This window comes from Aciditerrimonas ferrireducens (assembly GCF_023130475.1).
GTDB classification, from domain to species: Bacteria; Actinomycetota; Acidimicrobiia; order Acidimicrobiales; family UBA8190; genus Aciditerrimonas; species Aciditerrimonas ferrireducens.
In genome coordinates, this window is record NZ_JAKHEX010000016.1 from 26,207 (window position 1) to 40,754 (window position 14,548).

Here is a 14,548-nt window from a genome sequence, read left to right on the forward strand (position 1 = left end):
GGTCCCTGGCCGCCAGCCACACCGCCTTGGACGGTGAGGCCCTGGCCCACCTCCAGCGCCTCCTCGGGGCCTGGGGCGCCCTCGCGGACCTGTCCTTCTCGGACCTCCTGCTCCTCGTGCCGGTGCGGGGGGCGGAGGGCGAGGGAGCCCAGCTGGTGGTCCTGGGCCAGATCCGGCCGACCACCGCCTCGACCGTCCTCCCCGGGGACCTCGTGGGCAGCTTGCTGGCAGCCGAGGACTGGCCGGTGGTGGCCGAGGCCCTCACCAGCCGGGAGATCTGCTCGGCCACCGGCCCCCTGCCCGTGCCCGAGGGGGCTTTGCTGGTCTCCAGCATGGGCCTGGCCGAGACCGGCGAGCTGCCCCCCGTGCCCGAGGAGGTCCGCCTCGAGGCCGTGCCGGTCTGCCTGGCCGGCCGGCCGGTGGCGGCGATGGTCCGGATCACCCCGATCGAGCACCGGCGGCGTTCGGGTCGCCTCGAGCGGGTCTACCGCGGCCTCTACGACCGGCTGGCGGCCATGGTGGCCGAGGGGACGTACCCGGCACCGGGTCAGGAGGCCCTCGGGGAGGACGCCCCCCGGGTGGGGGACGGGCTGCTGCTGGTCGACGCGGACGGCCGGGTGGTGTTCTCCTCGCCGAACGCCATGAGCGCCCTGCACCGCATGGGGGTCACGGCCGTGCCCGAGGGGCACCGCCTGGGCGAACTGGGGGTGGACGACACCGCGGTCAGTCGAGCCCTGGCGAGCGGCCGACCGGTCATCGAGGAGGTCGAACGCCGACCGGACGTCATCGTGCTGCTCCACTGCACCCCGCTGCTCGCCGAGGGGGACGTCACGGGGGCCATGGTGCTGGTCCGGGACGTCACCGACCTCCGGCGACGGGACCGGCTGCTGCTCTCGAAGGACGCCGCCATCCGCGAGGTCCACCACCGGGTGAAGAACAACCTCCAGACCATCTCGTCCCTCCTCAGCCTCCAGGCCCGCCGGCTCGAGCCCGGCCGGGGCCAGGAGGCCTTGCGGGAGGCCGAGCGGCGGGTCCGGTCGATCGCCGTGGTCCACGAGGTCCTCTCCCGAGAGCCGGGCGAGGAGGTGCCCTTCGACGAGATCGTGGCCTCCTTGGTCCGCATGGCCGAGGACTCGGCCACCGGGGACCACCGGGTGGCGATCGAGGTGAGCGGGGACCTGGGAGCGGTGCCGGCCGACGTCGCCACCCCCTTGGCGGTGGTGCTTGCCGAGCTGCTCCAGAACGCCGTCGAGCACGCCTTCCGCTCCGGGGAGCAGGGCCCCGGCCGGGTCGAGGTGGACCTCGGCGCCCAGGCCGGGCGGCTGCACGTCCGGGTGGTCGACGACGGGCAGGGCCTGCCGGTGGGCTTCTCGATCGAGGACACCACCAGCCTGGGGCTCTCCATCGTCCGGAGCCTCGTCACCAGCCAGCTCGGGGGCACCATCGAGATGCGAAGCCCGGCCAGCACCCAGCCGGCGGGCGCCGGGCCGGGCAGCGGGCCGGGCACCGAGGTGGTCATCGACGTGCCCCTCGGGGGCCCGGCCGGCTGAGGGGCCGACCGGGGGTCAGCTCGCCGAGCTGCCAGGGCCCTGGGGACCCAGGTCGGCGAAGCGGTAGCCCACGCCCCGGACGGTGTGGATCCACCGGGGGTTCGCCGGGCTGTCCTCCAGCTTCAGGCGCAGGCGCCGGACGTGCTCGGTCACGGCAGGAGCTCCTCTCGGGTGAAGACCTGGTCGGGGTTGGCGGCCAGGAACGCCAGGAGGTCGAACTCCTTCGGGGTCAGCTCGATGGGCTTGCCCGCCTTCGTGACCCGGTGGGTGTGCCGGTCGACGACCAGGTCGCCGTGCTCGATCCGCCCGCTGGCCGGCTGGGGCTGACCCCGGCGGAGGACCGCCCGGATCCGAGCCTCGAGCTCGGGCAGGGAGAAGGGCTTCACGATGTAGTCGTCGGCCCCCAGGTCCAGCAGGCGGATCCGTTCCTGCTCCTCGGACCGGCCGGTCAGGACGATGACCGGCAGGGCGCTGTCCCGACGGAGGCGCAGCAGGACGTCCTCGCCGTCGAGCCCCGGCAGGCCCAGGTCCAAAAGGACCAGGTCGTAGCGGCCCAGGCTGGCCTCCCGGAGGGTGCCCGGCCCGTCGGTCGCTTCCCCGACCCGGTACCCGAAGCGCTGCAGGAACAGTCGGGTGGCTGTCCGGCTGCCCGGATCGTCCTCGGCGATGAGGATCGCCGGGTTCTGGCGAGAGGCGCTCATCTGGGCCACCTCAGGGTCCGCTCCACTGGGCTCGCTCCCTTCCCGCTACGCCGACACCGTGTGCCCATGGACCGGCCACCCCTCCGTGGTCGCGGCCGCCCCGGCATCAGGGGTGCCTGCGGTCGACCGACCCCACCCCGACCCGCAGGCTCCGACAGCAGCCCACCATAGGCGATCAGCGTCGAAAACGCTCGTGACGCCTCATGGCTCCTCGAGGCCCTTGGCGTCCTCGCTGGTCGCCCTCCTTGCCCCCCGACGCTTCTCGGCTCGCCACCCCGGGGTGCGGACGGTCGCGGCTCGCACGGCTGGCATCGGCGGTCCGAGCCGTGCCAGCATGCGCACCGTGGAGGGGGAAGGGCGCGTGAGCGCCGCCACGAGCTGGTCCGACCGTCGGTTGGGGAGGGGCTTGGGAAAGCTGCGGGGTGGCTCGCCGGCGCGGCCGGGACGGATCGTCGCTCAGGAGGCTCGGCGGCGGGCGGCCAGCCAGCTCTTGCGCAGCTTGCGGCGCTCCTCCTCGGAGGTGCCACCCCAGATGCCCGACTCCTGGTTCGTGGCCAGCGCGAACTCCAGGCAGGGCTCGATGGCAGCGCAGGTCTGGCAGACCCGCTTGGCTGCCTCGATCTGTTCGACTGCCGGGCCGGTGGTGCCCACCGGGAAGAACAGGTCGGGCTCGGTGTGGCGGCACGCGGCGTGCTTCCGCCAGTCGTCCGCATCCCACTCCACAGCCCGGTTCCACGTGAGTGCCACGGAGCGCCTCCTCAAGCTGTCCCCATCGTCGTGGCACGCGGTCGCTTGTGCACCAGGTCACAAGACTGGCCACGGCAGTTGACCGTCTGATCGACTCGGCCTCGTGAACATACTCCCGAGCTGGTCCGACTGCAAGGGGCGTGAGCAGGGAAGATCGGGCGGGCGGCCCGTGGTCCTCGCTCACCGCGGCCTCCTGCGGGGGCGGGCGGGCCAGCCGGCGGGGCAGGACCCCCCGGAGAACAGCCTGGCTGCCTTCGAGCAGGTGGCGAACGCCGCGGCCAGCGGGGTGGCCGGGGTGGAGCTCGACGCTCGGCTGAGCGCCGACGGGGTGGTGATGGTCCACCACGACCCCCAGCTGGCCGACGGTCGGCTCCTCGCCGAGGTGCCCGCCGCCGACCTGCCCCCAGGCGTCCCGACCCTCCGGGCGGCCCTGGCAGCCCTTCGGGGTCGACTGGTCGACGTGGAGGTGAAGGCCTCGCCGCTCGAGCTCGGGCCCGAGTCGACCGCCGCCCTGGTGCGCGCCGTGGTGGCCTGCTTGGCCGAGGCCCGCCGGGAGGTGCTCGTCCGGCCCGGGCCCGGCCCGGCCCCCGACCCTGGCCCCGTCCCCGACCCAGGCCCCGTCCCCGACCCGGCGGCCAGCTGGCTGCTCAGCTGCTTCTGGCCCGAGGCCTTGGAGGCCCTGGGGGCGGCCGCGGCTGAGGCCGACCTGCCCGTGGCCCGGGGCTGGCTCCTTCGACCTGGCCTGGAGGCCACCGCGCTCCTCGGGCGGGCCGAGGCCCTCGGGGCCACGTGGGTGCTGCCCTTCGTCGAGGACCTGGACCCGGTCGCGGTGGCCGCTGCCCAGGAGGCCGGTTTCGGGGTGATGACCTGGACGGTCCTGCCCGGCCCGGCGCTTGGGGCCTGCCTGACGGCAGGGGTCGACGGGGTGATCGCCGACGAGGCCCTGGCGGTGGCGGCCGAGGTCCGGGCGGTGACGGGGCCCCCTTCCAGCGGATTGGTCGAGCCGGGGGGTCTTCGGGAACAATCGCGCCCATGAACGTGGTCGTGTGCGCCAAGCAGATCCCCGACCCCGCCGCGCCCCCGGCGCTGGACCCCGAGCGGCACACCCTGGTCCGGGACGGCAAGCTGATCCTGGACGACTCCGACGCCTACGGGGTCGAGATGGGGCTGCAGCTGGCCGGGGACGACGGCGAGGTGACCCTGGTCTCGATGGCCCCGAACGGTGAGGTCTCGGGCCTGCGGACCGCCCTGGCCATGGGGGCCGCCAAGGCCATCTTGGTGAGCGACGAGGCCCTGCGGGGCACCGACGCCCTCGGGACGGCCAAGGTGCTGGCCAAGGCCATCGAGCGGGTCAACCCCGACCTGGTGATCGCGGCCACCGAGTCCACCGACGGCTACACCGGCACGACGCCGGTCCAGCTGGCCGAGCTGCTCGGACTGCCCTCGGTGACCTTCGCGAAGAAGGTGACTGTGGAGGGCGGCAAGGTCCGGGTCGAGCGGCAGACCGAGGCCGGCTACGACGAGGTGGAGTGCCCCCTGCCGTGCGTGGTGACGGTGACCGCCGGGGTCGTGGAGCCCCGGTACCCGTCGTTCAAGGGGATCATGGCCGCGAAGTCCAAGCCGGTCGAGCAGCTGACCGTGGCCGACCTGGGCCTCTCGCCGGACGAGGTCGGCTTCGGCGGGGCCCGGCAGGAGATCGTGTCGGTGGTCCCCGCCGAGGAGCGGGGGGCCGGCGAGATCGTGACCGACGAGGGCGACGCCCACGAGCGGATCATCCAGTTCCTGGAGCAGCTGAAGCTGATCTGACGAGGGCCGGGCCGCCAGGGGGTGGCCGGCGAGGAGGAGACGGGACAGTCATGGCGATCGACACCATCTGGGTGCTGGCCGAGCAGCAGGACGGCGCCCCGGTCCCCACGGCCCTGGAGCTGCTGACCCAGGCGCGGGCGATGGCGGGGACGGTGAAGGCGGTGACCTGGGGCGGCGGGGCCGAGGGCCTGGCCGGCACCCTCGGGGAGTACGGCGCCCAGGTCGTCTACGACCTGGGAGACCTCGGCGGCAAGCTGCCCGGTCCGCTGGTGGCCGCGGCCCTGGCCGAGCGGGTCCGCTCGGGGGACCAGCCCGACGCAATCTTCGTGCCCACCACCTACGACGGCCGGGACATCGCCGGGCGCCTCTCGGCCCGCCTGGACGTGCCGGTCCTGACGAACGTCGTGGGCCTGGTGGAGGAGAACGGGGAGCTGCGCTCCGAGCACGCCGTCTTCGGTGGCACCCAGATCGTGACCGCCCGCTTCACCGGGGCGCGGCCGGGCATCTTCGTCATCCGGGCGAAGTCCTTCCCGGCCGAGTCGGCGGGTGGCGGCCCGGCGAGCGTCGAGACCCTCACCGTGCCCGAGGTCGGGGCGGTGTCGGCGGCCAGCGTGCAGCAGCGCCACGTGGAGGAGCGCAGCGGCCCGAAGCTCGACGAGGCCGACGTGGTGGTCTCCGGTGGCCGGGGCCTCGGGGCGGCCGAGCACTACGCCCTGGTCGAGGAGCTGGCCCGCCTGCTCCACGGGGCGGCCGGGGCCAGCCGGGCCATCGTGGACGCCGGCTGGGTGCCCTACTCGCACCAGGTCGGCCAGACCGGCAAGACGGTCAAGCCGACCCTCTACATCGCCTGCGGCATCTCCGGGGCGACCCAGCACCTGGTGGGCATGAAGGGCGCCAAGCACATCATCGCCATCAACAAGGACCCCGAGGCCCCCATCTTCTCGGTGGCCGACCTCGGGATCGTGGGTGACGTCCACAAGGTCCTGCCGAAGCTCATCGAGGCCCTGAAGGCCCGCAGCTGAGGCCGGGCCCGCGCGCCAGGGCCCTCACACCAGGGGCCAGGGGTAGGGCCGGCGCCGGGAGTCCGGGGACGGGAGGCGTCCCCGGGCCAGCAGCTGGCGGATGCGCCGGACCAAGGCGGCTCGCTCCTCCGGTTCCAGGAGGTCGCCGAGCAGCTCGAGGTGGCGCTGCGTCGGAGGGTCGGCCCGGCGTCGGCCGGTCAGGGCGGCGAGCAGCCGGGCCAGGGGTTCCCGGAGGTCCTCAGGGAGCTCCTGGCCGGCGAACTCCCAGATGACCGTCCGGAGCTTCGGCTCGGCGTGGAAGCAGAGGCCGTTGTCGATGGCCCACAGGGTGCCGCTCGGCTCGGCCAGCACGTGGCCGGCCTTGCGGTCCGCGTTGTTCGCCACGACGTCGAAGGCGGCGAGTGCTCGGAGGCGTTCCTGCTGGGCCGGCTGCTCGACCAGCGTGAAGTAGTGCTCCGCGAAGTCGGCCGGGACGAAGCGCTGGAGGGAACCGGGACCGAATGGGGCGTCGACCCGTTCGACGGTCTCGGGCACCAGGCCCAGGCCGAGGAGTTCTGACAGCAGATAGGCGGCCACCTCCCGGCGGTGGATGCCCGGGGGGAAGTCCCAGAGGGGCCGCTCCCCTTCGGCCGGCTTGTAGACCGCGGGGACCACGAGGGGGCCCTGCCGGCAGAGCACCACGAAGGCCTGGTTCGAGCTGTCGGCCAGCCGACCCACCAGCTCCACCTCCCCGGCGCCGAGGGCCGCCAGGCGAGCATCGACCTCCGCCTCGGCCGCCGTCGCGGCCACGGCGATCAGTTCGTCGGTGGACGATGGCCGTTGGTCCTGGGGCATGCGTGGCCGGAGGGGTCGATGGGCCCGCCGCAGAGGGGGCAGGGGGGGCGGCCGGCCTCCACGAGACGGGTGGCCCGGACGGCGAAGGCCGCGGCCTGCTCCCGCGTGACGGTGAACCGGGCCGCGTCGCCCTCCTCGTCCTCGGGGACCAGCTCCTCGGCGATGAGCACGATGCGGTCCAGCTCGGCGTCGTAGCTCACCCCCATGGTCCCCACCACCCAGTGGGGCTCGACCGGCTCCTCCACCTCGAGGTCCTCGGGCAGGTGGCCGGGCCGGGGCAGGTCCCGCAGCAGCCGGCCCAGGTACTCGGCGAGGACGGCGACCTGCTGCTTTTCCACCTTCAGGGTCAAGACGGTCTGCTCCGATCGGCACTGGAGCAAGAAGGTCCGTTGCCCGACCGGCCCGAGGGCGGCCACGGTGAAGCGATCGACGTCGCCAAGATCCACGGTGCTCACGAGAGGCCCAGCTCCCCGAGGTCGCTGGTGGCGTTCAGGCACAAGACGTGCGACATCCCGCCGCCCCGGGCCAGGGCGGTCACCGAGCAGGGCGAGACCACGAGCCGTTGGAAGAGGTCCAGGGGCACCCCTGCGGTGGCCGCCACCGCCGCCTTGATGGGGTCGGCGTGGGAGACGGCCACGTAGGACTCGCCCCGGTGCCGCTCAGCCAGGTCGTCCAAGGTGGCCAGGACCCGCTGCTGCATGGCGGCGAAGGACTCGCCCCCGGGGAACCGGAAGGTGCTGGGCAGGTGCTGGACCGCCTGCCACTCCCGGCGCCGGCGCAGGGCGGCCAACGACGCCCCGGTCCACTCCCCGAAGTCGAGCTCCAGCAGGCCCCGAAGGGGCCGCACCCGGAGCCCGAGGGCCCGGGCGATGGGCTGGGCGGTCTCCATGGCCCGCTCCAGGGGCGAGGCGTACACCGCGACCGGGGGGCGGCGCAGCGCCGCCAGGCGCTCGGCAGTGGCCTCGGCCTGGCGGCGGCCCTCGTCGGAGAGGTGCAGCCCCGGGGCCCGCCCCGGCAGCACCTTGCCGGTGGTCGGAGTCCGACCGTGGCGGACCAGGAAGCAGACGGCATGGGACGCTCGACGACGGGGGGGCACGAACACGCATCGTACGCTGCGCCCATGGCCCGTCGACTCCCGCCGGCTGCCTCGCCGGCGCCCGCCGCGCTGGCGGCCCTCCGGGCGGAGGTCGAGTCCTGTCGGGCCTGTCCCCGCCTGGTGGCCCACCGGGAGGAGGTGGCCCGCCAGCGCCGCCGGGCCTTCGCCGACCAGCCCTACTGGGGTCGGCCCGTGCCCGGCTTCGGGGACCCCTCGGCCCGCATCGTCCTCGTCGGCCTGGCCCCGGCGGCCCACGGGGCGAACCGGACCGGCCGGATGTTCACCGGGGACCGCTCCGGGGACTGGCTCGTCGCTGCCCTGCACCGGGCCGGGCTGGCCAACCAGCCGACGAGCGTGGCCGCCGACGACGGCCTGGAGCTTCGCGACGCCTACGTCACCGCCGTGTGCCGCTGCGCCCCGCCGGCCAACCGCCCGACCCCGGCGGAACTGGCAGCCTGCCGGCCCTTCCTCCGCCGCGAACTGGCCCTCCTGCCAAGGGCCAGGGTGCTGCTCGCCCTGGGGGGCATCGCCTGGGCGGCCCTGGCCGCCGAGGCCGGCTGCCGGCCCCGGCCCCGCTTCGGCCACGGCGCTGCCCACCGCCTACCCGACGGGCGCTGGCTGCTCGGCTCCTACCACCCCAGCCAGCAGAACACCTTCACCGGCCGGCTCACCGCGGCCATGCTCGACGAGGTCCTCGAGCGAGCCAAGGCCCTGGCCGCGGGCTGAGCGATCCGGTGCTGCGCGATCCGGTGCTGTGCAGCCCGGTTCAGGCCGGGGCCCCGCCGGTGCCGCCCGCGGCCGGCAGGAGCCGGGGAGCCGGGTCGGCCCCCTCCGGCCACCGGCGGCGGCTGACCCGGGCGAGGCGGCGGAGGAGGGGCAGGACGTCGGGGTCGTCCTCGACCGGCCGGGTCTCGAGGACCCCGTCAGCCAGGGCCCCCTCGAGGACCTCCTCGCCCCGCTCGGTCCGGACGATGGTCAGGGTCCAGTCGTTGAAGGCCCCGATGCCACCGGTGGCGATGTCGGCGTGCTCGGCGGCGAAGTCGGGGCAGTGGAGGCAGCCCTCCCGGGTCCAGGCGTGGCCCTCCTTGAGGGGCACCTCGTGGTACTGCCCGTCCCGGGTCCAGATCTGGAAGACCCCCTTGATGTTGATCTTCGCGATGTCCTCCCGGCGCAGGCCGTAGCGGGCCTCGAAGAGCTCCGGGAAGATGGCGTCGTCGAAGGTCTTCGAGCAGAGCAGGCCGATCGAGAGGGTCAGCCGCCGAGCCACCTTGCCGGCCTTCCGGGCCGCCATCACCGCGGGCACCGACGCCTGGCAGCTCATGCCGACCAAGGCCAGGCGTTCGGCCCCGGCCTCGGTGGCCTCCCGGTAGGCGAGAGTGTTCGCCGAGTAGGTGTAGCGGGACCCGGCGCTCGCCAGGACCTCTTCCCGGGTCCGGGCCACCCGGGGCACGGCCCGCCACGACGTCCCGTCGCCCTCGAGGCCCGAGACCAGGGCAGCGTCGATGACGTCGTGCTCGAGCGCCCAGACCAGCAGTGCTGACACCAGCCCCCCGTCCTGCCCGGCCTGGTGCAGCGCGGGGTCGGCCGCCCGGGCGAGCAGGGTCCGCCGGGCCACCCCGGCGACCTCCTTGGCGGCGCGGGGCCGGCCGAAGAGGTGGGTGTCCACCTCGGGCTCCCAGGTCCGAAAACGCGGGCAGGCCCGGGTGCACATGGTGCAGCCCTTGACCCCGTGGGTGCAGTCCTCGGGGCCCCCGTCGGCCTCCACCTTCCAGGGCTTGAAGGCCCGTTCGTGGTCGTACTGCAGGACGTCGTGGGGGCAGGCCACCACGCAGGCGGCGCAGCCCGTGCAGAGCCCCGTGGTCACGACCTCCCGGAGCAGGTGGGCCCAGTGGGGCTTCTCGGGCGGCATGGCGCCACGTTACCGTCGGACCCGGTGCCCGAGCTGCCCGAAGTCGAGGCGTACCGCCTGGCCGCCCAGGCGGCCCTCGGGCGCCGGGTGGCCCAGGTGGTGGTCGGGGACCCCCGGGCGCTGGCGCCGGGCACCACGGCGACGATGCTCGCCGGGCTGCTGCCGGGCCGCGAGCTGGTGGCGGCCCGTCGACGGGGCAAGCTCCTCGTCCTGGACCTGCCACCGGGTCGGCTCGGCCTGCGCTTCGGGATGACCGGGCGGCTGCTGGTCGACGGCTGGAGCCCTGTGGAGCGCCTCCTGTGGGCCAGCCCGCGGGTCGAGCCGCGCTGGCTCCGCCTCGAGGTCCGCTTCGAGGGCGGCGGCAGCCTGGGGCTCGTGGACCCCCGCCTGCTCGGTCGGGTGGCCCTCGACCCGGAGGAGGACGCCCTCGGGCCCGACGCCCTCACGGCCACCCCCGCCGACCTCGCCCGGGCCCTGCAGGGCCCGGTGGCCCTGAAGGCCCGGCTGCTGGACCAGCGCCGGATCGCCGGCATCGGCAACCTCGTGGCCGACGAGCTGCTCTGGCGAGCGGGCCTCGCCCCGGACCGCCCCGCCGGCAGCCTTGGGGCGGCCGATCGTGCACGGCTCCATCGAACCCTCCGGCGCACCCTCGCCGACCTCGTGGCCCGGGGTGGTTCGCACCTCGGCGACCTGATGCCCGAGCGGCACCCCGGAGGGCGCTGCCCCCGGGACGGCACGCCCCTGGTTCGGGGACGGGTCGGGGGGCGGACCACCTGGTGGTGCCCGGCGCACCAGCGCTGAGCCCGCAGCGGGCAGCGTGGCGAGGCTGGGCCCGTGGCTGCTCGCTTCGCGCTGCCCTCGGGCTCCTCAGCTCGGGTCGGCCCTCTCGGGGGCGGCGGCCGGCTGGCCCGGTGGGCCCTCGGGCCCGGCTGGGCTCGGCCCGGGGATGCCGGCCAGGCGAGGGGCGCCAGGGGTGGAGAGGACGGTTCGTTCCGAGACCGGCTGCCACTCCGGGTGGCTCGGGTGGACCGTCTGGGCCGTCCGGGTCGGGGCGCCGGGGGCCGACCCGCCGGCGGGCCCGGGTGCGCCCCCCGCACCCCCGGGGGTCCCGGTGCCGACCATGGGAGCGGCACCCCGCCAGGGCGAACCCCCGCTCCGGGAGCCGCCGCCCAGGGGTCCCGAGCGCCGGGCGCGGCCCCCGGCCCGGACCAGCCAGCCGAAGGGGGTGTGCTCGACGAGCAGCCGGTCGAAGGCTTCGAGCACCGCCACGGCCGGCCAGGCCAGGACCAGCACGAAGGCCGCCCCGATGAGCAGGCCGCCGACCACGTCGAAGGGGTAGTGCATCCCGGTGTAGACCCGCCCGAAGCCCAGGAGCAGGCCGGCCACGGTGGCCAGGGCGGCGAGGATCCAGCGGCGGGCCAGCCACAGCCCGGCGATGACCGCCCCGGCCACGGTGGCGTGACCCGAGGGGAACGCATAGCCGTGGGTGCGGTGCAAGAGGACCTCGACGTGGGGCAGGACCAGGTAGGGCCGCTTCTCGGCCACGAGAGGCTTCAGGCCGTAGTGGGCCAGGATCCACGCCAGCACGGTGCCGCCGGCCGCCCAGAGCACGAGGGCCACGGCCCGCTCGGGCCGCCGGTCGAAGCGGGCCACCCACCAGGCCACGAGGAGCAGCAGGGCCAGCAGCCCGACCCCGCCGAAGTGGGCGTAGAAGCGCATGAACGCGTGCAGGCTCGGGGTGTGGCGAGCGAACCGATTGACGTCCAGGTACCAGCGATCGTTCAGGCTGAGGCCGCCCGCCGAGCGGGTCAAGGCCAGTTCCCGGGTCACCGGACCCGCCCCCCGACCGGCCGTGCGGTCCTCGGTCCTCCGGTCATCGGAACGGAAAGGTTACCGAAGTCCCCTCCCGTTCACCTGGCGGTCGCCTCTCGTTCACCCGCCAGCCGGCGAGACCGGCAGGGTCAGCCGAGCTCGGCCAGGGCGGCGAGGACCTTCTCGGCGTGCCCGTTCGCCCGGACGTTGTACCAGGCCCGCTCCACGGTGCCCTCGGGGCCCACGACGAAGGTCGAGCGGATGACGCCCAGGGTGGTCCGGCCGTAGAGGGTCTTCTCCCCGTAGGCGCCGTAGGCCGCCATGACCTGGTGGTCGGCGTCGGTGAGGAGGGGGAAGCGCAGGCCGTGCTTCGCCCGGAAGCGCTGGTGGCGCTCGGCCCCGTCGGGCGAGATGCCGAGGACGGTCACCCCGGCCCGCTCGAAGGCCGTCAGGTTGTCGTTGAACTGGCAGGCCTCGGTGGTGCAGCCCGGGGTGTCGTCGGCCGGGTAGAAGTAGACGACCACCCGCCGACCGGCGAAGTCGGCCAGGGACACCGGGTTGCCGTCCTGGTCCGGCAGGGTGAAGGGCGGTGCCGGCTGGCCGGCCTGGAGCTTGCGGGGCGGCGCCATGGGGGTCTCCTTCGTCGGTTCGGCGGGGACGGCGTCGGGTGCCCTCCCCGGGGTCCGCGCCGAGTGAACCTCGAGCCGGTAGACTAGGGGCGTTCGGTTGCGGACTGCCGCACGGGCGGTCCTGGGACACCGGACGCCGGTCTCGCCGGCGGAGCACCGCCGGTCGTCGAGGGCACCGCCTGGTGCTCCTGTGCCGTGCGCTCCGTGCCGCTGGCGAGGGCTCGCCGGTCGGAGCGGGTCGCTGCTGGTACGCCGGTCGCCGTGGTGCGGGCACGCGCCAGGTGCCGGAAGGGACCGGCAGCGAGGCGCCCCCGGGGCTGCCGACAGGGACAGGAGAACGATGACGAACGAAGCCGCCGCGGGGCAGGTGCCCCGATCGGATCCGACCGAGCAGCCTCGGCGCCGCCGGCGGAGGCGGCGCCCAGGAGGCGGGAGCGCTGATCGCTCCCCGGTGTCGGTGAGCTCGCGGCCCGAGGCCCCGACGCGCACGGTGGCCACGGTGGTGCCCGAGGGTCCCCCGTCGGCGGCGTTCGTGGCCCTCGGGGTGGCCGAGCCCCTGGCCCGGGTCCTCGGCGCCCAGGGCATCGAGCAGCCCTTCCCGATCCAGCGCCAGACCATCCCCGACGGGCTGGCGGGACGGGACGTGTGCGGGAAGGCGAAGACCGGGTCGGGCAAGACCCTGGCCTTCGGCCTGCCCCTGCTCAGCCGGGTCGGCCGGGCCGACCCGGGGGCCCCGCGGGGCCTGGTGCTGGTCCCGACCCGTGAGCTGGCCCTGCAGGTCGCCGAGGTCCTCGAGCCCCTGGCGGCCGCGGTCGAACGCCGGGTGGCCGTGGTCTACGGCGGTGCCGACCTGGACCGCCAGGTCCGGGCCCTCGAGCGGGGGGCCGACGTGGTCATCGCCACCCCGGGCCGGCTCATCGACCTGGTCGAGCGGGGCGCCGCGGTGCTCGGCGAGCTGGAGGTCGTGGTCCTCGACGAGGCCGACCGGATGGCCGACATGGGCTTCCTGCCCCAGGTGGACTGGCTGCTGCGGCGGGTGGAGCGGCCCCACCAGACGATGCTCTTCTCGGCCACCTTGGACGGGGACGTGGACCGGCTGATCCGACGGCGGCTGTCGGACCCGGTGCGCCACGAGGTGGCCGAGGAGGCCCCGACAGTGGACTCCATGGTCCACCGCTTCCTGCAGGTCCACCAGATGGACAAGGTCCGCACCGCCGCGGCCATCTGCCGGCCTCGGCGGCGGGTCATCGTCTTCGTGCGGACGAAGCGAGGGGCGGACCGCCTGGTGGAGCAGCTTCGCCGGGAGGGGGTGAGCGCCGCGGCCATCCACGGGGACCTCCGGCAAGCCGCCCGGGAGCGGGCCATCGCAGACTTCGCCAGCGGCCGGCTGCCGGTCCTGGTGGCCACCGACGTGGCCGCTCGGGGCCTGGACATCGAGGACGTGGAGGTGGTGGTCCACTACGACCCGCCCGAGGACCACAAGGCCTACCTCCACCGCTCGGGCCGGACGGCCCGGGCCGGGGGCAGCGGGGTGGCGGTCACCTTGGTCCTCTGGGACCAGGTCCTCGAGGTGGAACGGATCCAGCGCCGCCTCGGGCTGCAGGAACCGATCGTGGAGATCTTCTCGAACGACCCCCGCCTGGCCGATCTGGCCGCCTTCGCCCCGGCGGAGGGCGCGGCGTGAGCGAGCGGCCTGGCCTGCTGGTCGTCCGGCCCGGCGAGGACCCGGTCCGCTCGGTGCTCGTGGTCACCGCCCACCCTGACGACGTGGACTTCGGGATGGCCGGCACGGTGGCCACCTGGACCGACGCCGGGGTGCGGGTGAGCTACTGCGTGGTGACCGACGGCGACGCCGGCGGGTTCGACCGGAGCGTGCCCCGCCGGGAGATGCCCCGGATCCGTCGGGCCGAGCAGCAGGCCGCCGCGAAGGAGGTCGGCGTCGAGGAGGTGGTCTTCCTCGGCTACCCCGACGGGCGGCTCGCCCCCAGCCTGGAGCTCCGGCGGGACATCAGCCGGGTCATCCGCCAGGTCCGGCCCGACCGGGTGGTCTGCCAGTCCCCCGAGCGCAGCTGGAGCCGCATCTTCGCCAGCCACCCCGACCACCTGGCCGCGGCCGAGGCGACGGTCTGCGCCGTCTACCCCGACGCCCGCAACCCCTTCGCCCACCCTGAGCTGCTCGAGGAGGAGGGGCTCGAGCCCCACGTGGTCCGGGAGCTCTGGCTCATGGGCACCGACCAGCCCGACCGGGTGGTCGACGTCACCGACCAGGTCGAACGGAAGCTGGCGGCCCTCCGTTGCCACGCCAGCCAGCACCCTGACGTGGCCGCCATGGAGGAACGGGTCCGCGGCTGGCTGGCGACCACCGCCGAGGCGGCCGGCCTGCCGCCGGGGCGGGCCGCCGAGGCCTTCCGGGCGGTCCAAACCGGCTGAGCAGCCCGGGAG

15 protein-coding genes and 2 pseudogenes are annotated in these 14,548 nt (G+C 75.0%); 9 read left to right on the top strand and 8 right to left on the bottom strand.

All coding sequences use genetic code 11. The features are described 5' to 3' along the window. Positions 1 to 17 precede the first annotated feature (17 nt). Both Acit_RS14065 and Acit_RS14070 read left to right on the top strand, forming a co-directional pair. Positions 18 to 863 (top strand): annotated as a pseudogene (locus tag Acit_RS14065) (histidine kinase N-terminal domain-containing protein); the annotation flags it as partial. Next, a complete protein-coding gene (locus Acit_RS14070) occupies positions 840 to 1,550 on the top strand; it encodes a sensor histidine kinase (protein WP_512700038.1) in 711 nt (236 codons plus the stop codon). The pseudogene Acit_RS14065 and the gene Acit_RS14070, both read left to right, overlap by 24 nt. 15 nt (positions 1,551 to 1,565) lie before the next feature. Here the strand turns inward: Acit_RS14070 and Acit_RS09435 are convergent. Both Acit_RS09435 and Acit_RS09440 read right to left on the bottom strand, forming a co-directional pair. Then, positions 1,566 to 2,251: pseudogene (locus Acit_RS09435) on the bottom strand (response regulator). A gap of 456 nt (positions 2,252 to 2,707) precedes the next feature. Next, on the bottom strand, positions 2,708 to 2,998 hold the full coding sequence (locus Acit_RS09440) for a WhiB family transcriptional regulator (protein ID WP_312710448.1): 291 nt from the start codon (positions 2,996 to 2,998) through the stop codon (positions 2,708 to 2,710). Between the two features lie 169 nt (positions 2,999 to 3,167). Between Acit_RS09440 and Acit_RS09445 the strand changes: the two genes are divergently transcribed. The 3 genes from Acit_RS09445 to Acit_RS09455 are packed head-to-tail and all read left to right on the top strand — an operon-like array spanning position 3,168 to position 5,826. Further along, positions 3,168 to 4,034 carry a glycerophosphodiester phosphodiesterase gene (locus tag Acit_RS09445; RefSeq protein ID WP_248108417.1) on the top strand — a complete coding sequence of 289 codons (867 nt, stop codon included), beginning with the start codon at positions 3,168 to 3,170 and terminating at the stop codon, positions 4,032 to 4,034. Then, positions 4,031 to 4,804, top strand: coding sequence for an electron transfer flavoprotein subunit beta/FixA family protein (locus Acit_RS09450; RefSeq protein WP_248108419.1), 774 nt, complete (start codon positions 4,031 to 4,033; stop codon positions 4,802 to 4,804). Before Acit_RS09445 ends, Acit_RS09450 begins: the two co-directional genes overlap by 4 nt. A gap of 50 nt (positions 4,805 to 4,854) precedes the next feature. Then, positions 4,855 to 5,826, top strand: coding sequence for an electron transfer flavoprotein subunit alpha/FixB family protein (locus tag Acit_RS09455; protein WP_248108422.1), 972 nt, complete (start codon positions 4,855 to 4,857; stop codon positions 5,824 to 5,826). Between the two features lie 24 nt (positions 5,827 to 5,850). On the opposite strand, the gene Acit_RS09460 is transcribed toward Acit_RS09455, so the two are convergent. The 3 genes from Acit_RS09460 to Acit_RS09470 are packed head-to-tail and all read right to left on the bottom strand — an operon-like array spanning position 5,851 to position 7,756. Continuing rightward, on the bottom strand, positions 5,851 to 6,615 hold the full coding sequence (locus Acit_RS09460) for an Rv2133c family protein (protein ID WP_248108424.1): 765 nt from the start codon (positions 6,613 to 6,615) through the stop codon (positions 5,851 to 5,853). A gap of 5 nt (positions 6,616 to 6,620) precedes the next feature. Next, positions 6,621 to 7,115: an Rv2134c family protein gene (locus Acit_RS09465; RefSeq protein ID WP_248108426.1), complete on the bottom strand. Its 495-nt coding sequence runs from the start codon at positions 7,113 to 7,115 to the stop codon at positions 6,621 to 6,623. Continuing rightward, positions 7,112 to 7,756: a histidine phosphatase family protein gene (locus tag Acit_RS09470; RefSeq protein ID WP_248108428.1), complete on the bottom strand. Its 645-nt coding sequence runs from the start codon at positions 7,754 to 7,756 to the stop codon at positions 7,112 to 7,114. The genes Acit_RS09465 and Acit_RS09470 overlap by 4 nt, the downstream gene beginning before the upstream one ends. A gap of 24 nt (positions 7,757 to 7,780) precedes the next feature. On the opposite strand from Acit_RS09470, the gene Acit_RS09475 reads away from it, so the two are divergent. After that, positions 7,781 to 8,482 carry a uracil-DNA glycosylase gene (locus Acit_RS09475; RefSeq protein ID WP_248108430.1) on the top strand — a complete coding sequence of 234 codons (702 nt, stop codon included), beginning with the start codon at positions 7,781 to 7,783 and terminating at the stop codon, positions 8,480 to 8,482. A gap of 40 nt (positions 8,483 to 8,522) precedes the next feature. On the opposite strand, the gene Acit_RS09480 is transcribed toward Acit_RS09475, so the two are convergent. Further along, on the bottom strand, positions 8,523 to 9,665 hold the full coding sequence (locus Acit_RS09480) for a Coenzyme F420 hydrogenase/dehydrogenase, beta subunit C-terminal domain (protein ID WP_248108432.1): 1,143 nt from the start codon (positions 9,663 to 9,665) through the stop codon (positions 8,523 to 8,525). 24 nt (positions 9,666 to 9,689) lie between these two features. On the opposite strand from Acit_RS09480, the gene Acit_RS09485 reads away from it, so the two are divergent. Next, entirely contained in the window at positions 9,690 to 10,466 is a 777-nt protein-coding gene (locus tag Acit_RS09485) for an Fpg/Nei family DNA glycosylase (RefSeq protein WP_248108434.1), read from the top strand. A 66-nt stretch (positions 10,467 to 10,532) separates the two neighbouring features. Here Acit_RS09485 and Acit_RS09490 read toward each other — a convergent pair whose 3' ends face one another. Together Acit_RS09490 and bcp are read right to left on the bottom strand one after the other, a co-directional pair. Beyond that, on the bottom strand, positions 10,533 to 11,495 hold the full coding sequence (locus Acit_RS09490) for a phosphatase PAP2 family protein (protein ID WP_248108436.1): 963 nt from the start codon (positions 11,493 to 11,495) through the stop codon (positions 10,533 to 10,535). 131 nt (positions 11,496 to 11,626) lie between these two features. After that, positions 11,627 to 12,106: a thioredoxin-dependent thiol peroxidase gene (gene bcp, locus Acit_RS09495; RefSeq protein ID WP_248108438.1), complete on the bottom strand. Its 480-nt coding sequence runs from the start codon at positions 12,104 to 12,106 to the stop codon at positions 11,627 to 11,629. 457 nt (positions 12,107 to 12,563) lie between these two features. Here bcp and Acit_RS09500 point away from each other — a divergent pair, with 457 nt between their 5' ends. Together Acit_RS09500 and Acit_RS09505 are read left to right on the top strand one after the other, a co-directional pair. Beyond that, the gene (locus Acit_RS09500) at positions 12,564 to 13,790 is read left to right on the top strand and encodes a DEAD/DEAH box helicase (RefSeq protein ID WP_248108443.1); all 1,227 of its coding nucleotides are present in this window, start codon (positions 12,564 to 12,566) and stop codon (positions 13,788 to 13,790) included. Next, on the top strand, positions 13,787 to 14,536 hold the full coding sequence (locus Acit_RS09505; RefSeq protein ID WP_248108445.1) for a PIG-L deacetylase family protein: 750 nt from the start codon (positions 13,787 to 13,789) through the stop codon (positions 14,534 to 14,536). Before Acit_RS09500 ends, Acit_RS09505 begins: the two co-directional genes overlap by 4 nt. Positions 14,537 to 14,548: the final 12 nt, after the last annotated feature.